The following is a 24,930-nucleotide window of genomic DNA, read 5'->3' on the forward strand; positions in this document are numbered from 1 at the left end:
TCTCCTGTTAGCGTCGGGTGTACCGCTGAGCTACTTCCTGACCTGGAGAAACTCTCATGCCTTCGACCATCCGCAGGGCCGTGATCCCCGCCGCGGGGCTCGGCTCCCGGCTGCTGCCCCTGACCAAGGCGATCCCGAAGGAGATGCTGCCCGTCGGTGACAAGCCGGTGATCGAGCACACCGTGCGCGAGCTGGTGGCCTCCGGCATCACCGACATCACGATCGTGATCTCGGGCGGCAAGTCGCTCATCCAGGACCACTTCCGGCCCAACCCGGCACTGGTGGAGCAGCTGCGCGCGGACGGCAAGACGGCGTATGCCGACGCCGTCGAGGAGATCGCCGAGCTGGCGCAGCAGGGCCACATCACCTACCTCGACCAGCACGGCCCGTACGGCAACGGCACGCCGGTGCTCAACGCGGCCCGCAACTTCGACGACGAGCCGATGCTCGTGCTGTGGCCCGACGACGTGTTCGTCGCCGAGGTGCCCCGCGCCCAGCAGCTGATCCGCGCGTACGAGGCGACGAACTGCCCGGTCCTGGCGCTGATGCCGATGGACCCGGAGCACTCCCAGCGCTACGGGGTGCCGGTGGTCAAGGAGGACCTCGACGGCGGCCTGATGCGCATCACGGGCCTGATGGAGAAGCCGAAGCCGAAGGACGCCCCGTCGGCGTTCGCGGCGATCGGCGGCTACGTCGTCACCCCGGGCATCATCGACGAGCTGCGCGAGCAGACCCAGCGCTGGTACGAGCGCCGCACCGGCGAGGTCTACCTGACCGACGCGATCAACGCGTACGCCGCGACCCGTGCCGTGTACGGGCAGGTCATCTCGGGTCGCTGGTACGACACCGGCAACCCGGCCGATTACCTGGTCGCCCAGATGGCCACCGCCCTGGCGCACCCGGAGTACGGCCCGCTGCTGCGCGGCATGGCCGCCGAGCTGGACGCCCCCGCGAACCCGGCCCTCTGAACACGGGCGAGGGGCCCCGGGTGCGCCGGGGCCCCTCGCTGTCGGGCGGACTCTAGAGGGTCAGGGTCCAGGTGTTGATGTAGCCGGTGTCGGCCGACGCGGCGTCCTGGACCCGCAGGTTCCAGGTGCCGTTCTTCACCTCGGTCGACAGGTTGACGGTGTAGGTCTGGTTGATGTTGTCGGCGCTGCCGCCGCTCCGGTTGTGCAGGACGTAGGTGCTGCCGTCCGGCGCGACCAGGGTGACGATCAGGTCACCGATGTAGGTGTGCACGATGGCCACCGCGACCGTGGAGGTCGCCGACGCGTTGCCCGAGCAGCCCGCGATCGTGATCGGGCTGTTGACGGTGGTGTTGTCCGGGATGCTCACGTCGGTGCCGTTGGTGCCCGAGCACGGCGGCGGGGTGCCGCCGACCAGGTTCAGCGTCCACGTGTCGATGGTGCCCGTGTCGGCCGACGCCGCGTCCTGCACCCGCAGCTTCCAGGTGCCGTTGGCGGCCTCGCCGGACAGGTTGACCGTGTAGGTCTGGTTGATGTTGTCGGCGCTGCCGCCGGTCCGGTTGTGCAGCAGGTACGCGCTGCCGTCGGGCGCGACCAGGTTCACGATCAGGTCACCGATGTAGGTGTGCAGGATGTTGACCGCGACCGTGCTGGCCGAGCCGGCGTTGCCGGCGCAGCCCGAGATCGTGATCGAGGACTCGACGGTCGTGTTGTCGGGGACCGCCACGTCGGTGGAGTTGGTGCCGGAGCAGCCGGGCGGGCCGTTGACGGTCAGGTTGAACGTCGTGGTCCGGGTCGAGCCGGTGCCGGTTCCGGTGATGGTCACCGCGTACGTCCCCGGCGGGGTGGTCGAGCCGGTGGCGATGGTCAGCGTCGACGTGCCGCCCGCCGAGTTGATCGAGGACGGGCTGAACGACGCGGTCGCGCCGCTGGGCAGGCCGCTCGCGGTCAGGTTGACCGTCTGCGCGCTGCCGTTGGTCAGCGTGGCGGTGATCGTGCTGCTCACCGAGCTGCCGGGGTTGACCGAGCCCGAGCCGGGTGCGGCCGCGAGCGAGAAGTCGTTGCCGGCGGGGCAGGCGGCGTCGTTGCCGGCCACGTTGACCGAGGTCCAGGCTGCCTGGACGGTCTTGTACTCCAGCGAGCACAGGCCGTAGAGGTCGGTCGCCGCGGACAGCGTGTAGGCGCGCGAGGTGTTGGCCGGGGTGGACGTGTTCACGTAGCGGGTGCTGGAGGTGAAGTACACGTCCAGCGCGCGGTACCAGATCTTCTCGGCCTTGGTGCGGCCGATGCCGACGACGGCCGGAGCCGAGCCGCACGGGGTGCTGGTGCCGTACGCGGTCGCGCCGGTGCCCTCGGCCAGGTTGAAGAAGAAGTGGTTGCCCGGACCCGAGCTGTAGTGCACGTCGACGCTGTTGGTCGAGGTCGACCAGCAGGAGTGCGACGCGCCGTCCAGCGACGGGTTGTACATGTAGCGCAGCGGGGTCCCGTTGCCGTTGATGTTGATCTTCTCGCCGACCTGGTAGTCGCCCGGGTCGGAGGGGGCGTTGGCGTAGAACTCGACCATGTTGCCGAAGATGTCCGAGGTGGCCTCGTTGAGACCGCCGGACTCACCCGAGTAGACCAGGCCCGCCAGGGCCTCGGTGACGCCGTGGCTCATCTCGTGGCCCGCGACGTCCAGCGACACCAGCGGGCGGCTGTTGCCCGAGCCGTCGCCGTAGGTCATCTGCGCGCCGTCCCAGAACGCGTTGACGTACGCGTTGCCGTAGTGGACCCGGCTGGGCACGCCCTGGCCGTTGCCGAAGATGCCGTTGCGGCCGTGGACGTTCTTGAAGTAGTCGAACGTCGCCGCCGCGCCGAAGTGCGCGTCCACACCGGCGGACTGCCGGTTGGCGTTGGTGCCGTCACCCCACACGTTGTCCGCGTCGGTGAAGGTGGTGCAGGTCGAGGAGCCGTTGTTCATGTCGCAGGTGCGGCCGTTGCCGTGCGACGGGTCGATCATCGAGTACGTCGAGCCCGACAGGGTCGTGTCGACGGTGACGGCGCCCGAGTAGATGCTGTTGCCGGTGCCGTTGACCATCATGATCTCGTCGAACGAGCCGAGGTACGCGCCGGTGACCGCGTCGGTGATGACGTGCAGCTCCGACGGGGTCTGCTTGTCCGGGCCCATGCCGCTGACGACGGTCTCCCAGGCCAGCTTGCCCTTGCCGCTGCTGGCGTCGACGAACAGCTCGGGGGAGCCGACCGTGGCGACGGTGCCGGCGAAGCGGCTGCGCGCGGCCTGCGCGGCCTTGGCGGCGGTGACCTTCGGGGTGGTCGACAGGGTCAGCGGGGCCTCCAGGCCGACCGACGATCCCTTGTAGACGCCGTTGGCGCCGGTGTGCACGACGAAGTCGCCGCCGTACACCCGCAGGCCCTGGAACGTGCGGGCGTAGCGCACGTGGGTGCCGCTGCTGTCGCTGATGGTGCGGTCGATGCGGTAGGCGTCGCCGCCGGCGGCGCGCACGTCCGCCGGGTGCTCGGCGAGCGCGCGTTCGGCGGCCGCAACGCCGGTGGGTGACGAGGGGCCGCTGGGCGCGGCACTGCCGGAGGTTGCCGACACCGACAGCATGGCGCCCACGAGTAGGGCGACACTGCCGGTCGCGAGGGTTCTTTTCACGAGTCCTCCCCGACTCAGTGGAGTGTGACGGTAGTCACTGAAAGCCATATATATAGAAGTGGGGAGAACTTTGGAAGTCTTTTGCATCCCTATCTGTCGATGAAAGAACTTTCGCCGACGCCGGTCGGACGGGCGGTAAGGGGTGCTGTCTCGTCATCGCGTGATCGACTCGGCGCGGCCGGCGGATCGCGTGTCCGGTAGGTGACAGCGGGGGAGTGGCGTCCCAAGATTGTAGAGAAAGCTTTCTAAAGCTATCTTTAGCATGTGACCGACCAACCCGTGGTGGACCTCACCGACCCCGTCGCCATGCGGGCGTACGCCCATCCGCTGCGCATCTCGCTGGTCGGCCTGCTGCGGCGGGAGGGCCCGATGACCGCCACCCAGGCCGCGCACCGGCTGGGCGAGAACGTGCCCAACTGCTCCTTCCACCTGCGCCAGCTCGCCAAGTACGGCCTGGTCGAACGGGTCGAGGGGGCCGACGCCCGGGAGCGGCCGTGGCGGGCCACCGCCCTGATGACCCGGTGGGGCCGCGATTCCGACGACGCCGAGACCCGCGCCGCCGTCGACCAGCTCGACGCGGTGATCATCCGCCGGTTCTACGAACGCGCCATGACCTGGCTCGCGGGCCGTGCCGACGACCCGTCGGAGTGGCGCGCCGTCACCGGCCCCGGTGACGACCTGGCCTACCTCACCGCCGACGAACTCGGCGAACTGTCCCAGCGCATCGAGGCCCTCTTCGAGGCGTACCGGCCCCGCCAGACCGACCCGTCCCAGCGGCCACCCGGCGCACGTTTGGTCCACGTCAGCTACTACGTGACCACCATCGACAACCAGCCCTGACCCCGGAGGCGCACACCCCCATGACCGCCACCGCCACCCCCGCCACCCGCCGCTGGCTGCCCCCGCTGCTGCGGCAGACCCCGTTCCGGCGCTACTGGACCGGGCAGAGCGTCTCCCTGCTCGGCGACCAGATCACCGAACTGGCGCTGCCGTTGTTCGCGGTGCTCGTCGCGCAGGCCGGCCCCGCCGAGATGGGCTGGCTGACCGCTGCCGCACTCGCCCCGAACCTGCTGTTCTCGCTGCTGTTCGGCGGTTGGGCCGACCGCCGGCCGTACAAGCGGACCATCATGGTCGCCGCCGACGTCGCCCGCGCGGTCGCGCTGCTGGCCGTGCCGGTGCTGTACCTGCTCGACGCGCTCACCATGACCCAGCTCTACCTGGTCGCGTTCACCGTCGGCACGTTCAGCGTGCTGTTCGAGGTGTGCCGCACGACCCTGTTCGTCTCGCTGGTGCCGCGCGAGGACTTCCTGCCCGCCAACGCGCTGCTCAACGGCTCACGGGCGTTCTCGTCGGTGGCCGGGGCGAGCGTCGGCGGCGTGCTGGTGCGCCTGGTCGGCGCGCCGTTCGCGCTGCTGCTGGACGCCGTGTCGTTCCTGTTCTCCGCTGTCATGATCGCCCGCGTGGAGGTCGTCGAACCGACGCCGACCGCCCGGCGCGGCCTCGGACTGCGTGAGGGTCTGTCGTTCATCGCCCGCCACCCGGTCATGCGGGCGGCCGTCAGCGCGAGCAGCACCCTCAACCTGTTCAACTTCATGTACCTCGCGCTGGTCATCCTGTACGTCACCACCGAACTGCACATCACCCCCGACGTGCTGGGCCTCGGGCTGGGCCTCGCGGCCGTCGGCGCGCTGATCGGCGCGGCCGTCGCGCGGCGGGTGGCCGAGCGCTTCGGCGTCGGGCCGCTTTACGTCTTCGGCTACCTGCTGTTCCCGGCCCCGCTGATCCTCATCCCGCTGGCTCAGGGACCGCACTGGCTGGTGCTGACGATGGTGTTCTGCGCCGAGTTCTTCTCCGGCCTCGGCGTCATGCTGCTGGACACCGCCGGCGGCTCGCTGCAGGCCAGCGTCATCCCCGACGAGCTGCGCGCCCGCGTGACGGGCGCACACCGCACCATCAACTACGGCATCCGCCCGATCGGCGCGGTCATCGGCGGCGCGCTGGGCACCGCCCTGGGCGTACGCGAGACGCTCTGGATCGCCACGATCGGTGCGCTGGCCGGTGTGCTCTGGCTGCTCGCCTCGCCGATCCCGCGGATGAGAAGCCTCTGATCCGGTGCCCGCCCACTGGGACGGACATTGCGATGTGGGAATCAATCGATCTAATCTTGGACGCGTCCGGGCAACGACATCAGATCTCTCCCTGAGGAGACCTTCATGTCCTCTGCCCGATTCGCCGCCGTGACCCTGACCCTGTTCCGGGTCGTGCTCGGCCTGCTGTTCGCGTTCCACGGCGCGGCCTCACTGTTCGGTGTGTTCGGCGGCAACCGCGGCTCCGGCCATGCCGTCGAGTTCGCCGCCTGGCCCGGCTGGTGGGCGGCGCTCATCCAGCTTGCCGGCGGCATCCTCGTGATCACGGGCCTGGCGACGCGGCCGGCCGCCCTGCTCTGCTCCGGCTCCATGGCGTACGCGTACTTCGTCGTGCACCAGACCCAGGGCCTGCTCCCACTGAACAACGGCGGCGAGGCTGCCGCCCTGTTCTGCTGGTCGTTCCTCGTCATCGCGGTGCTCGGTCCCGGCGCCTTCTCCCTCGACGCCCTCCTACGCCGCCGCGACCCGGCACCACCGGCGCCCTTGGCCACCGCCTCCTGACCCCGGGCGAAGCGTTAGGAAGGGCACCTTCTAAATCGCGGAGCGATGTGAAGGTGCCCTTCCTAACTTCGTCCTGCCGGATAGCCTGGTCACGGCAGGTTCAGACGAGGGCCGGTTCCGGTGTCGCGGCTTGCGCGCGGGCCCGCCGCGCCCAGCGCACGGCTGCGGGCACGGCGGCTCCGCTGGCCGCGAAGACCAGGCCGAACAGCAGCCAGCCGGGCCATCCCCAGCCGACGACGACCGTGGCCAGCAGGGCGGGCGCGACCACGCCCGCCAGCGAGAACCCGGTGCCGTACATGCCCTGGTACTGCCCCTGGGCGTGGTCCGGCGCGAGGTCGAACGAGATGCCCCACGAGCCTGCCGCCTGGCGCAGCTCGCCGAGCACGTGCACGAGCGCGGCCGCGACGAGCACAGCGACGGCGATCCAGGCGCTCTGCCCGGCGGCGAGGCTGTAGAGCAGGCAGGCACCGAGCAGCAGAAGTCCCGACGTCCGCTGCGCGACGGCGGCCCCCTCGGCGGTGGCGGTGCCCCGGCTGGCGCGGATCTGGAACAGCACCACGACCGTGGCGTTCAGCAGGCCCAGCATGGCGACGACCCAGGCCGGCGCGTTCGTGCGTTCGACCACCCACAGCGGCACGGCCACGTTGAGCATGCCGTAGTGGATGCACAGCACCCCGTTGAGCGCCGCGAGCGCGAGGTACGGCCGGTCCCGGAGCACGATCAGCGCGGGGCCCGAAGCGCGACGGGGCTGCGGCGCGACCGGTGGTACCCGCATGACCAGCGACGACGCCATCAGTGCGAGTGCCGCGCAGACGACGATGATGGCGATGTAGGCAGCCCGGGTGTCGTACTTCAGCGCCACTCCGGCGATCAGCGCGCCGACGCCCCAGCCCACGTTGGTGACCGCACGCAGCATGGCGCGGGTGCGCACCCGGTGCTCGGCGGGGATCGAGCCCGCGATGAGTGCCCCGTTCGCGGCGCCGAAGCCCGTCTCCAGCACCTGCACCCCGGCCGCGACCAGCACGAAGCCCGGGAAGTCGTGCACAGCCAGGTAGCCGAGCATGAGCGTCGCCCGGGCCGCCCCGAAGGCGACCATGACCCGGCGCGGGCCGACCCGGTCCGCGAGGTGCCCGGCGGGCACTCCGGCGATCAGCCCGACCACGGCGGCGATGGTCAGCCCGAGCCCGACCTGCCCGGCGGACAACCCCACCGAGCGCGTGAAGAAGATGACGCTGATCGTGATGAACAGGCCGCGCGACGTCGACCCGGCGAGTGTGCTGAACACGAGCGCACGGGTGGCGGGGTGGTCGGGCAGCAGTTTGATCATCCGGGTCAGCACGTGGGCAGGTTAGCCCGCATGCGCGGACCTGTGTGCACCCGTTTTGCGTGCTCCGCGTCACGCGCCGGCGTCATCCGCCCGCGCAGCGCGTGCGGACAAGAGGGGGCGGACGCGTGCACGTGGGGTGCGAGCCATGGCGCACGCGCCCGCCGGTCTCCGGTACGCGCCGAGTCAGGGAGCGACATAGGGGCGTACGAGTGGCGACTCGTCGCCTGACCAATCCTCGAAATGTGCGATGAGCTGCCCGCCCCGCACGCGCTCGTCGCACGGATGGACCCGTCCACAGGAAACGCAGCACCCGGTCGGCTCGCGGCGGTGCACAGTCAGCAGGTGTCGGCCGTATGCGGCCTGAGCGTGCGCGTACTGGCGGAACTGTTCCTCCGCAATCGTCGCAGAAATGGCTGCCTCCGCAGGTCGTGTACATATGACGAGTTAGTTGACATACACGCTAGTCAGCGGGCAGTCTGCATAGGACTGACCAGTGGTAGGCGTTGTCACGCTGCTTCTGCTCGACGGCGTGCCTGTCGCCACGGAGAAGGCCGACCACCGGTATGCGTTGTGGAGGGGGCATGCCCGATCGACGGCGGCGTCGCGCCGTGATCTCCGGGTACGTGGTCAAACTCATCAGGGAGTCACTGCTGCTGAGCCAGGACGCACTCGCGGAGCGCCTCGCGGTGGACCGGGGAACGGTGCAAGGCTGGGAGAGCGGCCGGCGTTCGCTCACCGCGCTGTCGGTGGAGCAGTCGACGGGATTGAGGCATCGACTCGCGGTACTCGGTGCGAAGGCTGAGCTCCTCGGTCTCCTGGACGACGCCGCCCTCGCGGACTACCTTCTCGCCAGCCTGCTGCTGCCTGATCTTCGTCGCGAGAACCTGCCCCAACACCCGGTCGGCTGGGTCGTGATGACTCGATCAGTCATGGAGATGATCGAGTGGCCCGTCACCGGGAGGGTGCCCGACCCGCTGCGATCTGCCGAGCGCGCCGGGCCACGGCGGCGGGGGCCCGTGGCCGAGAGTCCGTCCCTGGACCGGCCAGAGATCGACATACTCGCTAGAAACCTGCGGTCGATGCAGGAGTGGTCGAGCGGCTCGGGCTTGTCGGATGTGCTGCTTCGCAGGCAGGCGCGCTTCCTCGGCGCACTGCACGACAGGTCCGGGGCAACCGAACCGGACACCCGGAGGAGCGTAGTGCCCGGCGGGAGCGGTTGGTCACTCCTTTGGGCAGAGGCGCGCTCGGCGGCCGCGTCGAAGGCGCGGCACGGGGATCCGGAACCGTTGCGGCACTTCATCGCCGCGACGCAGGGGGACGACCGCTGCGAGCTTGCCGGGCTGAACTACGAGGCATACTGGATCGGCGAAGTCTCACCCCGGCAGAACGATGACCGCTTCATGATGGACGCCGGGCTCGGGTGGCGAGGACATCGGCTGCTCAGACACCTGGTCGAGCGGGTGGATGGCCGCCGCCACTTCGTGGACCTGTCGATCCATACCCTGTGGGCGTTGCTGGCGGCGCGGCCGGGACTGTTGCGAGATGATCCTGTCGCAGCCCGCAGCCTTTATCGTCGTGGGCAGATCGCGATCGACTCGGATGAGATCTCGCGTCAGTCGAGGTGGGAGCTTGAGGCGATCATGTATGGATTGCGGATCGAGGGGCTGGCGAATTGACATCTGACGACGAGGTGGCCGGAGCGGTTCGCTACCTGTTCGAGCTGGGCATGCTCAAACGTGCCAAGCGAACAGGTTGGTGGATCGCCGGCGTCAAAGATTCGGAGACGATCGCCGAGCACAGTTTCCGTACAGCGATATTGGGCTCGATGCTGGCGGCGATGGAGGGCGTCGACGCGGCGCGGACCGGCCTGCTGTGCCTGTACCACGACACGCAGGAGACCCGGATCGGTGACATTCCGCGGATCGGGCGGCGTTACCTGACAGCAGCGGACAACGAGTCGGTCACCGCGGACCAGGTGGTTGCAGCCCCGGCTGCGGTCAGTCAGATGATCATGTCGGTGGTGGCCGAGTACGAGCGCGGGGAGAGTCCGGAGGCGATCGTGGCCCGGGACGCGGACAAGCTGGAGTGCCTGATCCAGGCAGTCGAGTACCGCCACCAGGGATGCGCCGACGTGCAGCGGTGGATCGACAGCTCGCGGGCGAGCCTGACCACCGCGTCCGCCAAACGCATCGCCGACACCGTCGAGACCGTCGGCATCCTCGACTGGCTCAGGTGAGCCCGCGTCAGGCGAAGATCGCCGTTTCCGGGCAGAACCTGCGGTGTGGCCCGAGGTTCTGCCCGGAAACGGCGATCAAGGACGGGCCGTCGCCGTCGCACCGCGGCGGCGGCCCGTAGCCGGTCAGCGAGCGCCGAGCAGGTGCTCCAGCGCCAGCTGGTTGAGCTGGACGAACGCGCCGCCCTTGGCGGCCTGGGCGTCGACGTCGAAGTCCTCGAACGACGACCGGTCGGCGAGCAGGTCGCTGTAGGTCTCGCCCGCGCCCAGGGTCGGCACGCCGAGCTCGTCGTAGCGGGCGGCGGCGCGGGCCTCGGCGACCCGGGGGTCGGCCCGGAACGCCGCGGCGCGCTCCTTGAGCAGCAGGTACGTGCGCATGTTCGCGGCCGCCGACGCCCAGACCCCGTCGAGGTCCTCGGTACGGGAGGGCTTGTAGTCAAAGTGGCGCGGGCCGGTGTACGCCCGGCCGCCGTCGGCGGCGCCGAACTCCAGCAGGTCGACCAGGAAGAACGCGTTGACGATGTCGCCGTGGCCGAACACCAGGTCCTGGTCGTACTTGATGCCGCGCTGGCCGTTGAGGTCGATGTGGAACAGCTTGCCGTGCCACAGCGCCTGGGCGATGCCGTGCAGGAAGTTCAGGCCGGCCATCTGCTCGTGCCCGACCTCGGGGTTGAGGCCGACCATGTCGCGGTGCTCGAGGCTGTCGATGAACGCGATCGCGTGGCCGATCGTCGGCAGCAGGATGTCGCCGCGGGGCTCGTTCGGCTTGGGCTCCAGCGCGAACTTGAGCCCGTAGCCGCGGTCGATGCTGTACTGCGCGAGCATGTCCAGGCCCTCGCGGTAGCGCTCCAGCGCGGTGCGCACGTCCTTGGAGCCGTCGTACTCGGTGCCCTCGCGGCCGCCCCACAGCACGTAGGTCTGCGCGCCCAGCTCGGCGGCCAGGTCCATGTTGCGCATGACCTTGCGCAGCGCGTACCGGCGCACGGCGCGGTCGTTGCTGGTGAAGCCGCCGTCCTTGAAGACCGGGTGGGTGAACAGGTTGGTGGTGGCCATCGGCACGACCAGGCCGGTCTCGGCGAGCGCGGCCTGGAAGCGCTTGATGATCCGCTCGCGCTCGCTGTCGTCGGAGCCGAACGGGATCAGGTCGTCGTCGTGGAACGTGACGCCGTACGCGCCCAGCTCGGCGAGGCGGTGCACGGACTCGACCGGGTCGATCGCCTCGCGGGTGGCGTCGCCGAACGGGTCGCGCCCCTGCCATCCCACGGTCCACAGGCCGAACGTGAACTTGTCGGCCGGAGTCGGCTGCGTCATGTCATCTCCCTGAAATCTTGTTTGTTCAGCCATTGAACTTATAGGGTGTGGCATTGTCAAGACCATGCCGCCCCGCCCGCCGCGCCGAGACGATCCGGTGCGCCAGCGCAGCCTGCGCGATCACAACCTCGCGCTGGTCCTGCGCCATGTCACCGCCGCGAACCGGCCCCCGTCCCGGGCCGAGATCGCGGCGGCCAGCGGGCTGACCAGGGCCACCGTCTCCGCCATCGTCGACGAGCTGATCGCCGGAGGGCTGGTCGCCGAACTGGAGCCCGTGTCGCGTTCCGGCGTCGGCCGGCCGGGCACCGGCATCGTGCCCGCGGGCACCGGCCCGGCCGGGCTCGGCATGGAGGTCAACGTCGACTACCTGGCCGTGTGCGCCGTGGACCTGACGGGAGCCGTACGCCATCGGCAGGTGCGCCGGCTCGACCAGCGCGAGCACCGCCCCGCGCAGACCTGGCAGGCGCTCGCCGAGCTGGCCGACCAGGCCATGGCCGCCGTCGCTGAGCTGGGCCTGAGCGCGGCGGGCGGCGTGATCGCGGTCCCGGGCCTGGTCGAGGGCGACACCATCCGGATCGCCCCGAACCTAGGCTGGCAGCAGGTCGCCCTGCCCCGGCCCGAGGACCTGGGCGGGCTGCGCGACCTGCCGCTGGACGTCGCCAACGAGGCCACCCTGGCCGCGCTGGGGGAGCGGCACGCCACGGGGCTGCGCAGCTTCCTCTACGTCTCCGGCGAGATCGGCATCGGCGGCGGCATCGTGCTCGACGGCGAGCTGTTCGGCGGCTCGCACGGCTGGGCGGGGGAGATCGGCCACGTCACCATCGACCCGCAGGGGCCCGACTGCCACTGCGGCTCCCGCGGCTGCCTGGAGCAGTACGCTGGCGAGGAGGCCATCCGCGCCGCCGCCGGGCTGCCCACCGGCGCGGCCGTGCTCACCGACCTGGTCGACGGGGCCCGCCGCGCGAGCGCGCCGGTGCTCGACGCGCTGGACCGGGCCGGCACGGCGCTCGGCGTGGCGCTGTCCGGGGCGGTGAACCTGCTCGACATCGCCACCGTCGTGCTCGGCGGCCACTACGCGGAGCTGATCGACTGGCTGCGCCCGGCCCTCGAACGAGAGCTGACCCGCCGCGTGATCACCGCGCGCTGGTCCCCGGTGAAGGTCCGCGCGTCGGCCCTGGGCGCGGACGCCGCCCTGGTCGGTGCGGCGCGCGCGGTCACCCAGGCCATCCTCGACGACCCGGCCCGTTTCCTGGCCACCCGCACGGCCGCCGCCTAGCTCCGGGCGGCAGCGTCGCGGACCGCCCGCGGCGCGGCCACCGCAGGCATAACCTGTATCCATGGGCGCGATCACGGTTCTTCGACCGCTGGCACTCGGCATGGCCACCGGGATGCGCTCGCAGCTCGGCCTGGCCGCGCTCGCGGTGGCGATGAGCCGGGGCGGCAAGAAGAAGGGCAAGAAGGGCCGCGGGTTCGCGACGATGGTGCAGGGCCAGGTGCTGTCCAGCCCGCTGGTACGCAAGAGCCTGGTCGCCACGGCCGCCACCGAACTGGTCGCCGACAAACTGCCGAGCACGCCCAGCCGGCTCAACCGTGGCCCGCTGCTCGCCCGCCTCGCCCTCGGCGGCCTGGCCGGCGGCCTGCTGGGCTGGTCCGACGATCGCGGCTTCGGCCGCGCGGTGGCCGGTGCGGCACTCGGCGCGGCCGGCGCGGGCCTGGGCGCGTTCGGCGGCTACCACCTGCGGGCCGCGCTCGACCAGCGCACCAACCTGCCCGACCGGTACTGGGCCGTCGCCGAGGACATCACCGCGGTGGGCCTGGCCGCGTTCGCCGTCGCGGTCACCGACGGCAGCGATACACAGCAGACCGAGCTGCTCCCGGCCCGCCTGCGCGACCCCGAGTACGCGGACGCGTCCTGGGCCTGACCCGGCGCGCCGCCGACCATGGTGCACACCCGCGGTACGCCGTCGGTGTGCGCTTGGTGACCATGGGCGAGTTCGCGATCTCGATTCTGTTGTGTCCGGCAACAAAACGGTAACCGGCGTTGACAGGCTCGTCACGGGGGGAGAAGTCTGGGCTGGCGCGTGAGACAACGATGTCAAGAATCAGATGGAGGAAGCATGCGTCTTTCCAGGCGAGTGGCAGCCCTGGCCGTCGCTTTCGGAACGATGTTCGCGACCGTGGCCTGCAGCAGCAGTGAAGAGCCCGGCGCCGGCGCCAAGAAGGTCGAGGTCTTCACCTGGTGGGCCGACGGCGGTGAGAAGGCCGGTCTCGACGGCCTGGTGGGTGCCTTCAAGACCGACTGCGCGGACTACGAGTTCGTCAACGGCGCGGTTGCCGGCGGCGCGGGCAGCAACGCCAAGCAGGTGCTGGCCTCGCGGCTGCAGCAGAACGACCCGCCGGACACGTTCCAGGCCCACGCGGGCGCGGAGCTGTCCGACTACATCAACGACGACCAGCTCGAGGACCTGTCGGCGCAGTACACCGAATGGGGTCTGAGCAACGCCTTCCCGAAGGGCCTCATCGAGAACCTGACGGTCGACGGCAAGATCTACTCGGTGCCGGCCAACATCCACCGCGCCAACGTGCTGTGGAGCAACAAGACGGTGCTGGCCAAGGCCGGCATCACCAAGGACGCCACCACCCTCGACGGCTTCTTCGCCGACCTGGACAAGCTCAAGGCCGCCGGGGTGGCCACGCCGCTGGCGCTGGGCAAGGACTGGACCCAGCAGATGCTGTTCGAGGCGCTGCTGATCTCCAAGCTCGGCCCGGAGAAGTTCAACGGGCTGTGGAACGGCGGCACCGACTGGAAGGGCGCCGACATCACGGCGGCGATCAACGACTACAAGAAGCTGCTCACCTACACCAACAAGGACCGGGACACCTTCGACTGGACCGACGCCGAGAAGATGCTGATGGACGGCAAGGCGGCGTACCAGCTGATGGGTGACTGGGAGGCGGCCGACCTCGACGCCAAGGGCTTCAAGGACTACGGCTGGTCGGTGTTCCCGGGCAACGGCAACGTGTTCCAGTGGCTGGCCGACTCGTTCGTGCTGCCCAAGGGCGCGAAGAACGCCGACGGCACCAAGTGCTGGCTGAAGACGGTCGGCAGCGCCACCGGCCAGGCCGCGTTCAACCAGAAGAAGGGCTCGATCCCGGCCCGCACCGACGTCGGCACGGACGGCTTCCCGGCGTACCAGCAGGCCGCCATGGGCGACTGGAAGACCGCCACCCAGGTGCCGAGCTGCCCGCACGGTTCGGCGTGCGCGCAGGGCTGGCAGGGCGCGGTCGGCTCGGCGCAGGGCAAGTTCTCCGCCGACGGTGACGTCGCCGCGCTGCAGACGGCGCTCGCGGCCGCCGCGGCGGAGTTCGGCCCGAAGAAGTAGTTCGCCGCAAGGCAACGAAGGGCGCCTTCCCACCAGGAAGGCGCCCTTCCTTACCGAGGAGGTCGCGTTGCGCCACCGGAGGCGGACCTGGATACCCGGGCTGCTGCTCATCTCACCGTCGCTGATCCTGCTGGCCGTGTTCGTGTACGGCCTGATCGGCTGGACGGTCAACCTGTCCCTGCAGGACCGCCACAACGCCCGCCCCGCCAAGGGCTACGTCGGGCTCGACAACTACACCAAGCTGTTCACCAGCGACATCAACGACCGCTTCACCCACTCGCTGCAGAACCTGGTCGTCTTCACGCTCGTGTTCATGGTCGGCACCATCGTGCTCGGCCTGATCTGGGCGCTGCTGCTGGAACGCCGCGCCAAGGCCGAGGGCTTCTGGCGCACCGTCTACCTGTTCCCGATGGCGGTGTCGTTCGTCGCCTCCGGCGTGGTCTGGCGCTGGCTGATGAACACCGGGCAGGGGGAGAACGCGGGCGGCATCAACGCCATCTTCCACGGGCTCGGGCTGGGCTTCCTGGAGAGCCCGTGGTGGACCGACCCCGACTGGGGCATGGCCGCGATGGCGGTGCCGGCGATCTGGCAGCTGTCCGGATACGTGATGGCGCTGTTCCTGGCCGGGTTCCGCGGCATCCCCGAGGAGCTGCGCGAGGCCGCGGTCGTGGACGGGGCCACCACCTTCCAGCTGTACCGGCAGGTGCTGTTCCCGCAGCTGACGCCGACCATCCTGTCGGCGCTCATCATCACCGGGCACATGTCGATGAAGATGTTCGACCTGATCATGTCGGTGTCCGGGGCGCAGTGGCTGACCGAGGTGCCCGCCGTGTACGTCTGGCAGACCCTGCTCACCCGCGACTACGCCAAGGCCGCCGCGATCTCGGTGTTCCTGCTGCTGGTCGTCGCCGTGGTGGTCGTACCGTACCTGATCCACGTCAACCGCTCGGAGAAGCGCTCATGAGCACCGAGACCGTCGCCGCCCCGCCCGCCGCCGCGCCACCGGTGCCGGCGCCCGCGCCGCGCCAGGGCCTGCCGAAGCCGGTGGCCCGCGCCCTGCGCTACGGGCTGCTGATCCTGTTCGTGCTGATCGTGCTCATGCCGCTGTACGTGCTGGTCGTGACGAGCTTCAAGTCCGGCCGCGAGATCGGTGTCAACGGGCAGTGGAACCTGCCCGAGACGTGGACGTTCGCGTCCTGGGAGAAGGCGTGGACCTCGCTGGGCCCGTCGTTCGGCCGCACGTTCCAGCTGGCGATCCCGGTCGCGCTGCTCTCGTCGATCATCGGGGCGGCGAACGGCTTCGTGCTGTCGCGCTGGCGTTTCCCCGGCGCGGACGTGGTGTTCACGCTGATCCTGTTCGGCATGTTCATCCCGTACCAGGCGGTCATGATCCCGCTGCGGGAGATCGTGCTGTGGCTGGGCGTCGCGCCGGGCATCCCGACGCTGATCTTCGTGCACACGGTGTACGGCATCCCGATCTGCACGCTGATCTTCCGCAACTACTACGCGACGATCATCCCGGAGGAGCTGATCGAGGCCGGGCAGATGGACGGGGCCGGGCTGCTGCGCACGTTCCGGTCGCTGATCCTGCCGGTGTCGCTGCCGGGTTTCGTGGTGACCGTCATCTGGCAGTTCACCTCGTCCTGGAACGACTACCTGTTCGCGATCTTCCTGTCGAACACCCGCAACGGGCCGATCACCATCGCGCTCAACGCGCTGGCCGGGGCGCAGTCGCCGGACTACGCGGCGGCGATGGCCGGTGCGCTGATCACCTCGCTGCCGACGCTGCTGGTGTACATCCTGCTGGGTCGCTGGTTCATCGGCGGCATGATGGCGGGCTCGGTCAAGAGCTGACCCGCGGCTGCGGGGCGCCCGCGCGGCGCCCCGCAGCCGGTCAGTCGAGCAGCCAGGCGAGCAGGGTCTGCGCCTGCGGGGTCAGCGACGCCGCGAAGGCGAGCGCGGCCAGCACGGTGCTCGCCGCCAGCGAGCGCCACGTGCGGCGGTCGGCGCGTTGCCGGGCCGAGGCGAGCAGGACGGCGGCGTACAGCGCGGTGAGTCCGGCGAGGATCGGCGCGACGCTCAGCACGAAGGTGATCGCGAGCCAGGCCGCGGCCAGCACGCCGGGCCAGATGTCGGCGTTGCCGGTGGCCTCGTCGCCCTGGTGCGGAAGGTAGAACCGCCCCGCGAGCTGGGCCGCCCGGCCCAGCGCCACGGCGGTGGCCAGGAAGTACGCCCCGGCCAGTACGTACTGGACCCGGGTCGCGATACGGCCGGACAGACTCGCCGTGTCGGCGGCATACGCGGCGGCATCGATTTCGCTCGACATAGCCGCAGTCTAGCTACCACCTCCGCCCATCCGCTGCCCCCGCAGGCAGCGTCGGCGGGCGTGTTAAGAAGGTGCCCTTCCTTCGTCGGGGGTGTAAGGGGCGTAGGGCTGTGCGGTACTGTCTGCGGCATGGCGGAGCAGCGATTCCACACCGGTAGCCACGACCTGCCCGTGTCGGCGGCACTCGACGAGTTCATGCGCACGGGCTGGCTCGATTCGGAGCACCACGACCTGCCGCGGGCGGAGGTCGCGGCGTGGACGCCGGGCCGGCGTGCCCGGCTGCACCAGGCGTTCCCGGGGCACCGGATCGTCGTGCCCGCCGGCTCGTTCAAGGCGCGCTCCAACGACCAGGACTACCGGTTCCGGGCGCACTCGGCGTACGTGTGGCTGACCGGTGACCAGTCCAGCGACGGTGTGCTGGTCGTCGAGCCGGATGGAGACAGCGCCCTCTACCTGCGGCCGCGCTCGGCGCGGGACAACGGCGAGTTCTTCCGCGACCGCCGTTACGGGGAGCTGTGGGCGGGTCGTCGGCCGACGCTGGGGGAGAGCACCCGGGCGCTGGGCGTGACGACCCGGCACCGCGACGAGCTGGCCGCCGCCCTCAAGCCCGACACCCCGACGCTGGTGCTGCGCGGCCTGGACGCCGAGGTCGACGCGGCGGTCGCGCCGGTCGACGGCGACGCCGAGCTGAAGGCGGTGCTGGCCGAGCTGCGGCTGGTCAAGGACGCGTGGGAGATCGCCCAGCTGGAGGAGGCCGTCGCGATCACCACCCGCGGCTTCGAGGACGTGGTGCGTGCCCTGCCGCAGGCCAAGGCCACCTCGGAGCGGCTGCTGGAAGGCGTGTTCTGGCAGCGCGCCCGGCTGGAGGGCAACGAGGTCGGTTACCACTCGATCGTCGCCGCCGGGGCGCACGCCGCCACCCTGCACTGGATCGACAACGACGGCCCGGTCCGCGACGGCGACCTGCTGCTGCTCGACGCGGGAGTGGAGACGCGCTCGCTGTACACCGCGGACATCACCCGGGTGCTGCCCATCTCGGGGCACTTCACCCCGCTGCAGCGCGACCTGTACGAACTGTGCCGCAAGGCCAACGACGCCGCGCTCTCCGCGCTGGTGCCCGGTGCGGCGTACCGCGACTTCCACCGCGCCGCGATGCACGTGTACGCGTACGGCCTGGCCGACCTCGGCATCCTGCCGGTCTCCGCCGAGCAGGCCCTGGACGAGGACAGCGGGCTGTACCGGCGCTGGACCCTGTGCGGCTCGGGGCACATGCTCGGCCTGGACGTGCACGACTGCGCCGCGGCGCGGGCCGATCACTACCTCGACGGGACGCTGACCCCGGGGCACGTGCTCACCGTGGAGCCGGGCATCTACTTCCAGCCCGACGACGGGCTGATCCCGGCGGAGCTGCGCGGCATGGGCTTCCGGATCGAGGAGGATCTGCTGATCACCGAGACCGGCTACCGGATGCTGTCCGACGGCCTGCCGCGCACCGCGTCCGACGTGGAGTCCTGGATGCACAGGCTGGCGTCTTAACATTTCGTTCACAGGTCGGCAATGGACAGACGTGGTCAGCATGCTGACTGCGCGAACGGCGTCCGGCGGGGGACTGTGAGAGTTCACGCCGTCACGTGGCGTGAACTCCCGTCCTCCCGAGAGAGTGAGCGCCGATGAGAACAGTCCGAAGGCTGCTGTCCGTGACGGTCGCCGCCGTCCTCACCGCGATGTCGCTGACCGCCGCGCCGGCGGCCGCGGCAGGCCCGCAGATCGTGGTGCTCGGCAACCTGTCCGGCAGCTGCTGCAGCCAGGCGTTCGCCATCAACGACCACGGCGTCGTGGTCGGGCAGAGCCAGGTCGGCACCATGGAGAACCCGCCCGAGCGGGCGGTCCGCTGGCAGAACGGCGTGATCACCGACCTCGGCACGCTGGGCGGGCCCCGGGCGGTGGCGCTCGCGATCAACAACAACGGCTGGATCGTCGGCTACAGCGAGCTGGCCGGCGGTGACGGCACCGTGCACGGGTTCCTGTGGCGGCCCGGACTCGGCATGACCGACCTGGGCACGCTGGGGGCCAGCAGCATCGCCACCGGCGTCAACGACAGCGGCCTCGTGGTCGGCCGGTACGTGGTCAACGGCCAGCTGCACGGCTTCCGCTGGGCGAACGGCGTCATGTCGAAGATCGTGACCCCGACCGGCGAAGGCTTCGAACCGGCCGGGATCAACAAGCACGGCAAGATCGGCGGCTCCCTCAACGGGGAGTACTCCGGTCAGCCCGCCTGGTGGAAGAACAACCAGACGGTCGCGTCCGGGCTGGTCGGCCACGCCGGCGCCATCAACGACAACGGCGACGTGGCGGGCACGTACTGGAACGGCGCCCAGGGCGCGTTCGTGTGGCGGGCCGACGGCACCGTGCTGAACCTCGGCATGCCCGCCGGGGCGAAGTTCGCCGCGGCCAACGGGATCAACGAGAGCCGGCACACGGTGGGCACCCGGACCCTGGAGTTCGGGCACACCCGGGCGGTCTACTGGTCGGAGTTCGGCACGCCCCGCCTGCTGCCCAGCCTGGTGGCGGGCGGCCAGGCCACGGCGCTGGGCGTGAACCGGCTCGGCCAGACGGTCGGCCACGCCAACCTCACCGCCACCGGCGGCGAGTACACCGCCGTGCTCTGGACCCGCTGAGCGGCACTCACCGGCCGGGCGTCCGGACGCGTCGCCACGGCGGCCGTCCGGGCGCCCGGCCCGCGTCATCAGCCGAACGGTCGACAAGCATGTCGACAATGGACGGTCGGACCGGTCGTCAATCCGATTGCTTCGGCCGCACATCGGAGGAGACTGCGGAGATCAGGCCCCACGGGGGGCGTGAACCTCTGTTCCACGAGAGAAAGCGACAGCCTGTGCGCAGAACTGTATTACGCGTGCTCATCGCGTCCCTGGCCGTGTTCGCCGCCGGCGCGGTGGCACTGCCCGCCTCTCCCGCCGCGGCCGCGGCGCTGCAGGTCATCGACCTCGGCACGCTCGGCGGCGCCTGCTGCAGCACCGCGACCGACGTCAACGACCACGGCGTCGTCATCGGCTACAGCGGCGCGGTCAGCCAGACCGCGCCGATGCGCGCGTTCCGCTGGAAGAACGGCACCATGACCGACATCGGCAGCCTGGGCGGCACCCGCACCTACCCGGCCGACATCAACAACAACGGCTGGATCGTCGGGCAGAGCCTGCTGGCCGACAACGTCACCATGCACGGCTTCCTGTGGCGGCCGGGCGTGGGCATGACCGACCTCGGCGCGCTGGAGAACAACTACAGCTACGCCACGGGCGTCAACGACAACGGCGTGGTGGTCGGCCGGGCCATCGCCGACGACACCTCGACGAGCTTCCGCTGGGCCAACGGCGTGATGACCGAGCTCGACCACCCCGGTGACCTCTACGGCCTGGAGTTCGACGCCGAGGCGATCAACAACAGCGGCGTCGTCACCGGCCATCTCGGCGACGTCATCGCCCGGCTGGTCGGCGGCGTCGCGACGAGCGTCCCGTCACCGCCAGCCAACGGATCGTACGCCGCGGGGATCAACAACGGGGGCGACATCGCCGGCCAGTACTACGGCGGCAGCGACGAGAACTTCGTGTGGAAGGCCGATGGGACCATCGTGACCCTGGGCCTGCCCAGCGGTGCCGACAGCGCGTTCGTCGGCGCCATCAACGACGACGGTGACACGGTCGGCGCGAGCTCGAACGCCGCCGGACTGTACCGGGCCGTGTACTGGTCCGAGGCCGGTGTGCCGCACCGGCTGCCGAGCCTGGTCACCGGTGGCGGAGCGAAGGCGCACGGGGTCAACAAGTTCGGTGTGACGGTCGGCACCGCCCAGGTGTCGGTCGGCGGCGACTGGCACGCGGTGATCTGGACGTCCTGACCGGCGTCACATGGGGCGGCACGGACAACGCCGCCGAGCCGGAGCGCCGGCCCCGCGGCCCGCCCGGCAACCCGGCCACCTGGAAGAACGGCCAGGTGGTGGCGTCGGGTCTGCTCGGCCACGCCACCGGGATCAACGACGGCGGCGATGTGTCCGGAACGTACTGGGACGCCCGGCAGGGGGCGTTCGTGTGGCGGGCCGACGGCACCGTGCTGCACCTGGCCATGCCGGCCGGGGGCGAGCTGGCCGCGACCGCCGCGATCAACGAGAGCCGGCACTCGGTGGGCTGGCGGTCGGCCGTCGACGGGTCCACGCGCGCCGTGTACTGGTCGGAGTTCGGCACGCCGCGCCTGCTGCCCGGCCTGCTGCCGGGCGGCCGGTCGGAGGCCCGGGGCGTGAACCGGCTCGGCCAGACCGTCGGCCAGGCCTACACCACGGCCACCGGCAACGACTACCTCGCGGTGCTGTGGACCTACTGAAGCAGCCGACCGGCCCGGTGGCGGTGGGAGACTCCGGCGCCGGGCCGGGAAACGGCGCGGCGCGGCGGTGCCGGTTCGACTAGGCTCGCCGGTCGTGACCGTGGTGTTCTGCGCCGACCCGCTCGCCCCGACCCGCACCGATCCCCACTTCGCCGCGCAGGCGCGAGCCGTGCGGGACGGCAGCGGCGTCATCGCCCTGCTCGACCATGACGCGCTGCTGGCCGGCGACGTCGCCGCGGCGGTCCGCCGCATTCCGCGCGACCTCGGCGAGGTCTGGTACCGCGGGTGGATGATTCCGGCCGACCGCTACGCCGAGCTGGCCGACGCGCTCGCCGGGCGAGGGGTGAGCCTGCGGGTATCCGCGGCCGCCTACCGCGCCGCCCACGAGCTGCCCGGCTGGTACGCCGCACTGGCGCAGGTCACACCGGACAGCGTGTGGACGCCGTGGCAGCCGTCCGAGCCGCCGACCCTGGAACAGGTCGAGAAGCTGGTCGCGCCGCTGGGCGGCGGACCCGCGATCGTCAAGGACTACGTGAAGTCGCGCAAGCACGAGTGGGCGCAGGCCTGCTTCATCCCCGACCTCGCCGACGCCGCACAGGCGCACCGGGTCGTGGCCCGCATGGTCGAGCTGCAGGAGGAGTCCCTGCAGGGCGGCATCGTGGTGCGCCGGTTCGAGCGCTTCGCGCAGCAGGACGGCCGCACCGTCGAGTCCCGGGTCTGGTGGGTGCACGGCGAACCGGTGCTGACCGGCCCGCACCCGGACACGCCGGAACTGTCCGGCGAGCCCGACCTGACGCCGATCGCCCCGCTGGTGGCGGCGTTCGGGCACCCGTTCGTCACCACCGACGTCGCGCTGCGTGACGACGGCGCCTGGCGGGTGGTCGAACTCGGCGACGGCCAGGTGAGCGACCTGCCGACCAGTGTCGATCCGTCGGCCGTCCTCGACCATCTGACCTGAGTATCAGCAGCTCACAGCTCCGGTACCGGTTCCGTGGCCGGTGTCGAGGCCCGGAACACGGGCACCTCCGCGGTGCGCGCCGCGCGCCGGTTGCGCTGTCCCGGGATGCGGCCCACCGGCGGGGTGCTACCCCTGCTGACCAGGAAAGTCTCGAACACTTCCGGCTCGTCGGAGACGGGTTCGCCGCGCAGGCGATCGATGAGTGAGCGCGCGGCGGCCGCGCCCATCTCCTCCCACGGCACCCGCACCGTGGTCAGCGGCGGCACGGTGTACGCGGCGGGCGGGACGTCGCCGAAGCCGACCACGGCGACCTCGCCGGGCACCTGCCGCCCGGCCTCCTGCAGGGCCCGCAGCGCGCCCGCGGCCATCGCGTCGCCGTGCGCGAACAGTCCGTCGAAGAACAACCGCGCACGTAGCAGCCGCTGCACCGCGTCGTAGCCGCCCTGCTCGGTCCCGTCGGCCTCGGTCACGTGGCTGGCCCGCAGCACCGCGCCGGTGCCGGTCAGCAGGTCGGCGAACCCGTCGGCGCAGGCGGCCCCGGTGGGCTCCTCGGCAGGTCCTGTGATCATGGCGAGCCGCAGCCGCCCCGCGGCCAGCAGTAGTTCCGCCGCGCGGCGTCCGCCGTCGGCGTAGTCCGCGCCGACCGACGGCAGCGCCGCCCGCACGCCGACGGTGTCCACCACGACCACCGGCAGGCCCTGCCGGTGCAGGTCACGCAGGTGATCCAGGGCCGCGCCGGGGTCGACGGCGAGCACCCCGTCCACCGCGTGACCGCGCACGCTCGCCGCGAACCGCTCCAGCGCCGGACCGCCGCCGGCGGCCGAGTGCAGCAACAGCCCGTAACCGGACGGTTCCACGACGTCGGCGACACCTTGCAGCAGCTCCGGCATCCACGCCGTACGCAGCGTCGGAGCGAGCACGCCGACCGTGCGGGTGCGCCCGCGGGCCAGGTCGACGGCGCGGGAACTGGGCACGTACCCGGTCTCGGCCATGATCTCCTCGATGCGGGCCTGGGTGGCCTGGTCGACGTCGGGCCGGCCGTTGAGCACGCGCGACACCGTCGCCTTGCTCACTCCGGCCAGCCGGGCGACGTCGGCGATCGTCACGCGCATGTGGACCTCCGAGAAACCACGCCGTCTCGCGGTACCGGTACCGGACCGGTGGCGGCTACACACGGTAAGCGGCCACGAGGCGACGCTGTCAAGACCGCTCGGTTATCCGGTCGGCGGGAACCGCCTACCCGGCTAGGGTGACCGCCATGCCGTACATCTCCTCCGTCGTCATCCACTGCCGGGACCCGTACCTCATGGCGCCCTTCTGGAGCCTGGTCACCGGCCTGCCTGTCGTCGACGAGGACGCGGTGAAGCTCGCCGACCGTAGCCTGGAGGAGCGCGAGTCGGTGCTGCTGCACGACCCGTCGGGCACCGAGCCGGACGTGTGGATCGCGCAGGCGGTCGACCTGCTGCCGGTCGGGCGCATCCACCTCGACATCGTCGCCGACGACGAGGAGCGGGCCGCGATCGTCGCCGCCGGCGCGACGCTGGTCCGCGAGCAGGACGACCTCACCGTGTACGCCGACCCCGAGGGCAACGAGTTCTGCCTGCTCCGCGAGCGCCACTGAGCCGCGCGCCGCGGGCATCCCGCGGCCCGGGACGAAGCGCCGCGACTACGATGATCACATGCGCGCAACGGTGATCTACGGTCCGCACGACGTCCGGGTCGAGGACGTGCCCGATCCGGTCCTGGTGCACCCCACCGACGCCGTGGTCCGGGTGACCCACGCCTGCATCTGCGGCAGCGACCTGTGGGCCTACCAGGGCGTCGCCAAGCGGGAGCCGGGCCAGCGCATCGGGCACGAGTTCCTCGGCGTCGTCGAGTCGGCGGGCGCGGACGTCACCGGCGTCAAGCCCGGCGACACCGTGGTCGCCCCGTTCGTGTGGTCCGACGGGACCTGCGAGTTCTGCCGGGAGAGCCTGCACACCTCGTGCCCGGTCGGCGGCTTCTGGGGCCAGCCCGGCTCCGACGGCGGCCAGGGCCAGGCGGTGCGCGTCCCGTACGCCGACGGCACCCTGGTCAAGCTGCCGTCCGGGCTCGGCGACGCGGACCTCGTCAAGATCCTCGCCCTGTCCGATGTGATGTCGACCGGCCATCACGCCGCGCTCGCGGCCGGGGTGCGCAAGGGCGGCACGGTCGCCGTGGTCGGCGACGGCGCGGTCGGCCTGTGCGGGGTGCTCGCCGCGCACCGCCTCGGCGCCGAGCGCATCATCGCGCTGGGCCGCCACGACGCCCGCACCGCGCTGGCCAGGCGGTTCGGGGCGACCGACGTGGTGCCGGAGCGCGGCGACGAGGCGGTGGCCGTGGTGCGGGAGCTGACCGGCGGCCAGGGCGCGCACGCGGTCATCGAGGCCGTCGGCACCGAGCAGTCGATGCGCACCGCGATCGGCGTGGCCCGCGACGGCGGCGCGGTCGGTTTCGTCGGGGTGCCGCACGGCGGCTCGGCCGGGGTCGACATCGGCGACATGTTCGGCCGCAACGTCGCGCTGCGCGGCGGCGTCGCGCCCGCGCGGGCGTACATTCCGGAGCTGCTGGCAGACGTGCTGGCCGGGACGCTGGACCCGTCGCCGGTCTTCGACGTCTCGGTCGATCTGGCCGGGGTGCCCGGCGGATATGCCGCGATGAATGATCGGAAAGCGCTGAAAGTGCTGGTGCGCCCGGACGGCGGGGCGGTGTAGCT

At 71.0% G+C, this 24,930-nt stretch carries 23 protein-coding genes; 18 read left to right on the plus strand and 5 right to left on the minus strand.

The window, feature by feature from the left end; all coding sequences use genetic code 11:
- The first annotated feature begins 56 nt into the window (after positions 1-56).
- Entirely contained in the window at positions 57-968 is a 912-nt protein-coding gene (locus tag ACFQO7_RS03150; protein ID WP_376804940.1) for a UTP--glucose-1-phosphate uridylyltransferase, read from the plus strand.
- A 52-nt stretch (positions 969-1,020) separates the two neighbouring features.
- On the opposite strand, the gene ACFQO7_RS03155 is transcribed toward ACFQO7_RS03150, so the two are convergent.
- Complete coding sequence (locus ACFQO7_RS03155) at positions 1,021-3,621, minus strand: proprotein convertase P-domain-containing protein (protein WP_376804941.1); 2,601 nt, start codon at positions 3,619-3,621, stop codon at positions 1,021-1,023.
- Positions 3,622-3,885: 264 nt separating this feature from the next.
- On the opposite strand from ACFQO7_RS03155, the gene ACFQO7_RS03160 reads away from it, so the two are divergent.
- The 3 genes from ACFQO7_RS03160 (at position 3,886) to ACFQO7_RS03170 (ending at position 6,269) form a co-directional block, all read left to right on the plus strand.
- Positions 3,886-4,461, plus strand: coding sequence for a helix-turn-helix domain-containing protein (locus ACFQO7_RS03160; RefSeq protein ID WP_376804942.1), 576 nt, complete (start codon positions 3,886-3,888; stop codon positions 4,459-4,461).
- A 20-nt stretch (positions 4,462-4,481) separates the two neighbouring features.
- Complete coding sequence (locus ACFQO7_RS03165) at positions 4,482-5,729, plus strand: MFS transporter (protein ID WP_376804943.1); 1,248 nt, start codon at positions 4,482-4,484, stop codon at positions 5,727-5,729.
- Between the two features lie 105 nt (positions 5,730-5,834).
- Entirely contained in the window at positions 5,835-6,269 is a 435-nt protein-coding gene (locus ACFQO7_RS03170; RefSeq protein WP_376804944.1) for a DoxX family protein, read from the plus strand.
- 100 nt (positions 6,270-6,369) lie between these two features.
- Here the strand turns inward: ACFQO7_RS03170 and ACFQO7_RS03175 are convergent, their stop codons facing one another.
- On the minus strand, positions 6,370-7,608 hold the full coding sequence (locus ACFQO7_RS03175) for an MFS transporter (RefSeq protein ID WP_376804945.1): 1,239 nt from the start codon (positions 7,606-7,608) through the stop codon (positions 6,370-6,372).
- 569 nt (positions 7,609-8,177) lie between these two features.
- Between ACFQO7_RS03175 and ACFQO7_RS03180 the strand changes: the two genes are divergently transcribed.
- Together ACFQO7_RS03180 and ACFQO7_RS03185 are read left to right on the plus strand one after the other, a co-directional pair.
- A complete protein-coding gene (locus tag ACFQO7_RS03180) occupies positions 8,178-9,272 on the plus strand; it encodes a helix-turn-helix domain-containing protein (RefSeq protein ID WP_376804946.1) in 1,095 nt (364 codons plus the stop codon).
- Positions 9,269-9,832, plus strand: coding sequence for an HD domain-containing protein (locus ACFQO7_RS03185; RefSeq protein WP_376804947.1), 564 nt, complete (start codon positions 9,269-9,271; stop codon positions 9,830-9,832). The genes ACFQO7_RS03180 and ACFQO7_RS03185 overlap by 4 nt, the downstream gene beginning before the upstream one ends.
- A gap of 123 nt (positions 9,833-9,955) precedes the next feature.
- On the opposite strand, the gene xylA is transcribed toward ACFQO7_RS03185, so the two are convergent.
- A complete protein-coding gene (xylA, locus tag ACFQO7_RS03190) occupies positions 9,956-11,140 on the minus strand; it encodes a xylose isomerase (RefSeq protein WP_203694775.1) in 1,185 nt (394 codons plus the stop codon).
- Between the two features lie 64 nt (positions 11,141-11,204).
- Here xylA and ACFQO7_RS03195 point away from each other — a divergent pair, with 64 nt between their 5' ends.
- From ACFQO7_RS03195 to ACFQO7_RS03215, 5 genes are all read left to right on the plus strand, one after another.
- The gene (locus tag ACFQO7_RS03195) at positions 11,205-12,416 is read left to right on the plus strand and encodes an ROK family transcriptional regulator (protein ID WP_376804948.1); all 1,212 of its coding nucleotides are present in this window, start codon (positions 11,205-11,207) and stop codon (positions 12,414-12,416) included.
- Between the two features lie 61 nt (positions 12,417-12,477).
- Positions 12,478-13,062 (plus strand): hypothetical protein, encoded by a 585-nt coding sequence (locus tag ACFQO7_RS03200; RefSeq protein WP_376804949.1) that lies wholly within the window; start codon positions 12,478-12,480, stop codon positions 13,060-13,062.
- Between the two features lie 243 nt (positions 13,063-13,305).
- Positions 13,306-14,523 (plus strand): ABC transporter substrate-binding protein, encoded by a 1,218-nt coding sequence (locus ACFQO7_RS03205; protein ID WP_376805017.1) that lies wholly within the window; start codon positions 13,306-13,308, stop codon positions 14,521-14,523.
- Between the two features lie 67 nt (positions 14,524-14,590).
- Positions 14,591-15,487 (plus strand): carbohydrate ABC transporter permease, encoded by an 897-nt coding sequence (locus ACFQO7_RS03210; RefSeq protein ID WP_376804950.1) that lies wholly within the window; start codon positions 14,591-14,593, stop codon positions 15,485-15,487.
- Positions 15,484-16,377 (plus strand): carbohydrate ABC transporter permease, encoded by an 894-nt coding sequence (locus ACFQO7_RS03215; protein WP_376804951.1) that lies wholly within the window; start codon positions 15,484-15,486, stop codon positions 16,375-16,377. Before ACFQO7_RS03210 ends, ACFQO7_RS03215 begins: the two co-directional genes overlap by 4 nt.
- Positions 16,378-16,417: 40 nt before the next feature.
- Here ACFQO7_RS03215 and ACFQO7_RS03220 read toward each other — a convergent pair whose 3' ends face one another.
- A complete protein-coding gene (locus tag ACFQO7_RS03220; protein ID WP_376804952.1) occupies positions 16,418-16,849 on the minus strand; it encodes a hypothetical protein in 432 nt (143 codons plus the stop codon).
- A gap of 129 nt (positions 16,850-16,978) precedes the next feature.
- On the opposite strand from ACFQO7_RS03220, the gene ACFQO7_RS03225 reads away from it, so the two are divergent.
- From ACFQO7_RS03225 to ACFQO7_RS03245, 5 genes are all read left to right on the plus strand, one after another.
- The gene (locus ACFQO7_RS03225) at positions 16,979-18,385 is read left to right on the plus strand and encodes an aminopeptidase P family protein (RefSeq protein WP_376804953.1); all 1,407 of its coding nucleotides are present in this window, start codon (positions 16,979-16,981) and stop codon (positions 18,383-18,385) included.
- Positions 18,386-18,519: 134 nt separating this feature from the next.
- Positions 18,520-19,527 (plus strand): hypothetical protein, encoded by a 1,008-nt coding sequence (locus ACFQO7_RS03230; RefSeq protein WP_376804954.1) that lies wholly within the window; start codon positions 18,520-18,522, stop codon positions 19,525-19,527.
- A gap of 236 nt (positions 19,528-19,763) precedes the next feature.
- The gene (locus tag ACFQO7_RS03235) at positions 19,764-20,759 is read left to right on the plus strand and encodes a hypothetical protein (RefSeq protein ID WP_376804955.1); all 996 of its coding nucleotides are present in this window, start codon (positions 19,764-19,766) and stop codon (positions 20,757-20,759) included.
- A 95-nt stretch (positions 20,760-20,854) separates the two neighbouring features.
- On the plus strand, positions 20,855-21,238 hold the full coding sequence (locus ACFQO7_RS03240; protein ID WP_376804956.1) for a hypothetical protein: 384 nt from the start codon (positions 20,855-20,857) through the stop codon (positions 21,236-21,238).
- Between the two features lie 94 nt (positions 21,239-21,332).
- On the plus strand, positions 21,333-22,196 hold the full coding sequence (locus tag ACFQO7_RS03245) for an ATP-grasp domain-containing protein (RefSeq protein WP_376804957.1): 864 nt from the start codon (positions 21,333-21,335) through the stop codon (positions 22,194-22,196).
- Between the two features lie 11 nt (positions 22,197-22,207).
- Here the strand turns inward: ACFQO7_RS03245 and ACFQO7_RS03250 are convergent, their stop codons facing one another.
- On the minus strand, positions 22,208-23,308 hold the full coding sequence (locus tag ACFQO7_RS03250) for a LacI family DNA-binding transcriptional regulator (RefSeq protein ID WP_376804958.1): 1,101 nt from the start codon (positions 23,306-23,308) through the stop codon (positions 22,208-22,210).
- A 146-nt stretch (positions 23,309-23,454) separates the two neighbouring features.
- Between ACFQO7_RS03250 and ACFQO7_RS03255 the strand changes: the two genes are divergently transcribed.
- Together ACFQO7_RS03255 and ACFQO7_RS03260 are read left to right on the plus strand one after the other, a co-directional pair.
- Positions 23,455-23,817: a VOC family protein gene (locus ACFQO7_RS03255; RefSeq protein ID WP_376804959.1), complete on the plus strand. Its 363-nt coding sequence runs from the start codon at positions 23,455-23,457 to the stop codon at positions 23,815-23,817.
- A gap of 58 nt (positions 23,818-23,875) precedes the next feature.
- A complete protein-coding gene (locus ACFQO7_RS03260; protein ID WP_376804960.1) occupies positions 23,876-24,928 on the plus strand; it encodes a zinc-dependent alcohol dehydrogenase family protein in 1,053 nt (350 codons plus the stop codon).
- Positions 24,929-24,930 lie beyond the last annotated feature (2 nt).

It is taken from the genome of Catellatospora aurea, assembly GCF_042663325.1.
In the GTDB taxonomy this organism is placed as follows: domain Bacteria; phylum Actinomycetota; class Actinomycetes; order Mycobacteriales; family Micromonosporaceae; genus Catellatospora; species Catellatospora aurea.

Excerpts from the sequence above, each read along its gene's own strand:
- ACFQO7_RS03150 (WP_376804940.1), top strand. The coding sequence starts at position 57 with ATGCCTTCGACCATCCGCAGGGCCGTGATCCCCGCCGCGGGGCTCGGC.
- ACFQO7_RS03165 (WP_376804943.1), top strand. The coding sequence starts at position 4,482 with ATGACCGCCACCGCCACCCCCGCCACCCGCCGCTGGCTGCCCCCGCTG.
- ACFQO7_RS03170 (WP_376804944.1), top strand. The coding sequence starts at position 5,835 with ATGTCCTCTGCCCGATTCGCCGCCGTGACCCTGACCCTGTTCCGGGTC.
- ACFQO7_RS03180 (WP_376804946.1), top strand. The coding sequence starts at position 8,178 with ATGCCCGATCGACGGCGGCGTCGCGCCGTGATCTCCGGGTACGTGGTC.
- xylA (WP_203694775.1), bottom strand. The coding sequence starts at position 11,140 with ATGACGCAGCCGACTCCGGCCGACAAGTTCACGTTCGGCCTGTGGACC.
- ACFQO7_RS03195 (WP_376804948.1), top strand. The coding sequence starts at position 11,205 with ATGCCGCCCCGCCCGCCGCGCCGAGACGATCCGGTGCGCCAGCGCAGC.
- ACFQO7_RS03200 (WP_376804949.1), top strand. The coding sequence starts at position 12,478 with ATGGGCGCGATCACGGTTCTTCGACCGCTGGCACTCGGCATGGCCACC.
- ACFQO7_RS03205 (WP_376805017.1), top strand. The coding sequence starts at position 13,306 with ATGTTCGCGACCGTGGCCTGCAGCAGCAGTGAAGAGCCCGGCGCCGGC.
- ACFQO7_RS03215 (WP_376804951.1), top strand. The coding sequence starts at position 15,484 with ATGAGCACCGAGACCGTCGCCGCCCCGCCCGCCGCCGCGCCACCGGTG.
- ACFQO7_RS03220 (WP_376804952.1), bottom strand. The coding sequence starts at position 16,849 with ATGTCGAGCGAAATCGATGCCGCCGCGTATGCCGCCGACACGGCGAGT.
- ACFQO7_RS03225 (WP_376804953.1), top strand. The coding sequence starts at position 16,979 with ATGGCGGAGCAGCGATTCCACACCGGTAGCCACGACCTGCCCGTGTCG.
- ACFQO7_RS03230 (WP_376804954.1), top strand. The coding sequence starts at position 18,520 with ATGAGAACAGTCCGAAGGCTGCTGTCCGTGACGGTCGCCGCCGTCCTC.
- ACFQO7_RS03250 (WP_376804958.1), bottom strand. The coding sequence starts at position 23,308 with ATGCGCGTGACGATCGCCGACGTCGCCCGGCTGGCCGGAGTGAGCAAG.
- ACFQO7_RS03255 (WP_376804959.1), top strand. The coding sequence starts at position 23,455 with ATGCCGTACATCTCCTCCGTCGTCATCCACTGCCGGGACCCGTACCTC.
- ACFQO7_RS03260 (WP_376804960.1), top strand. The coding sequence starts at position 23,876 with ATGCGCGCAACGGTGATCTACGGTCCGCACGACGTCCGGGTCGAGGAC.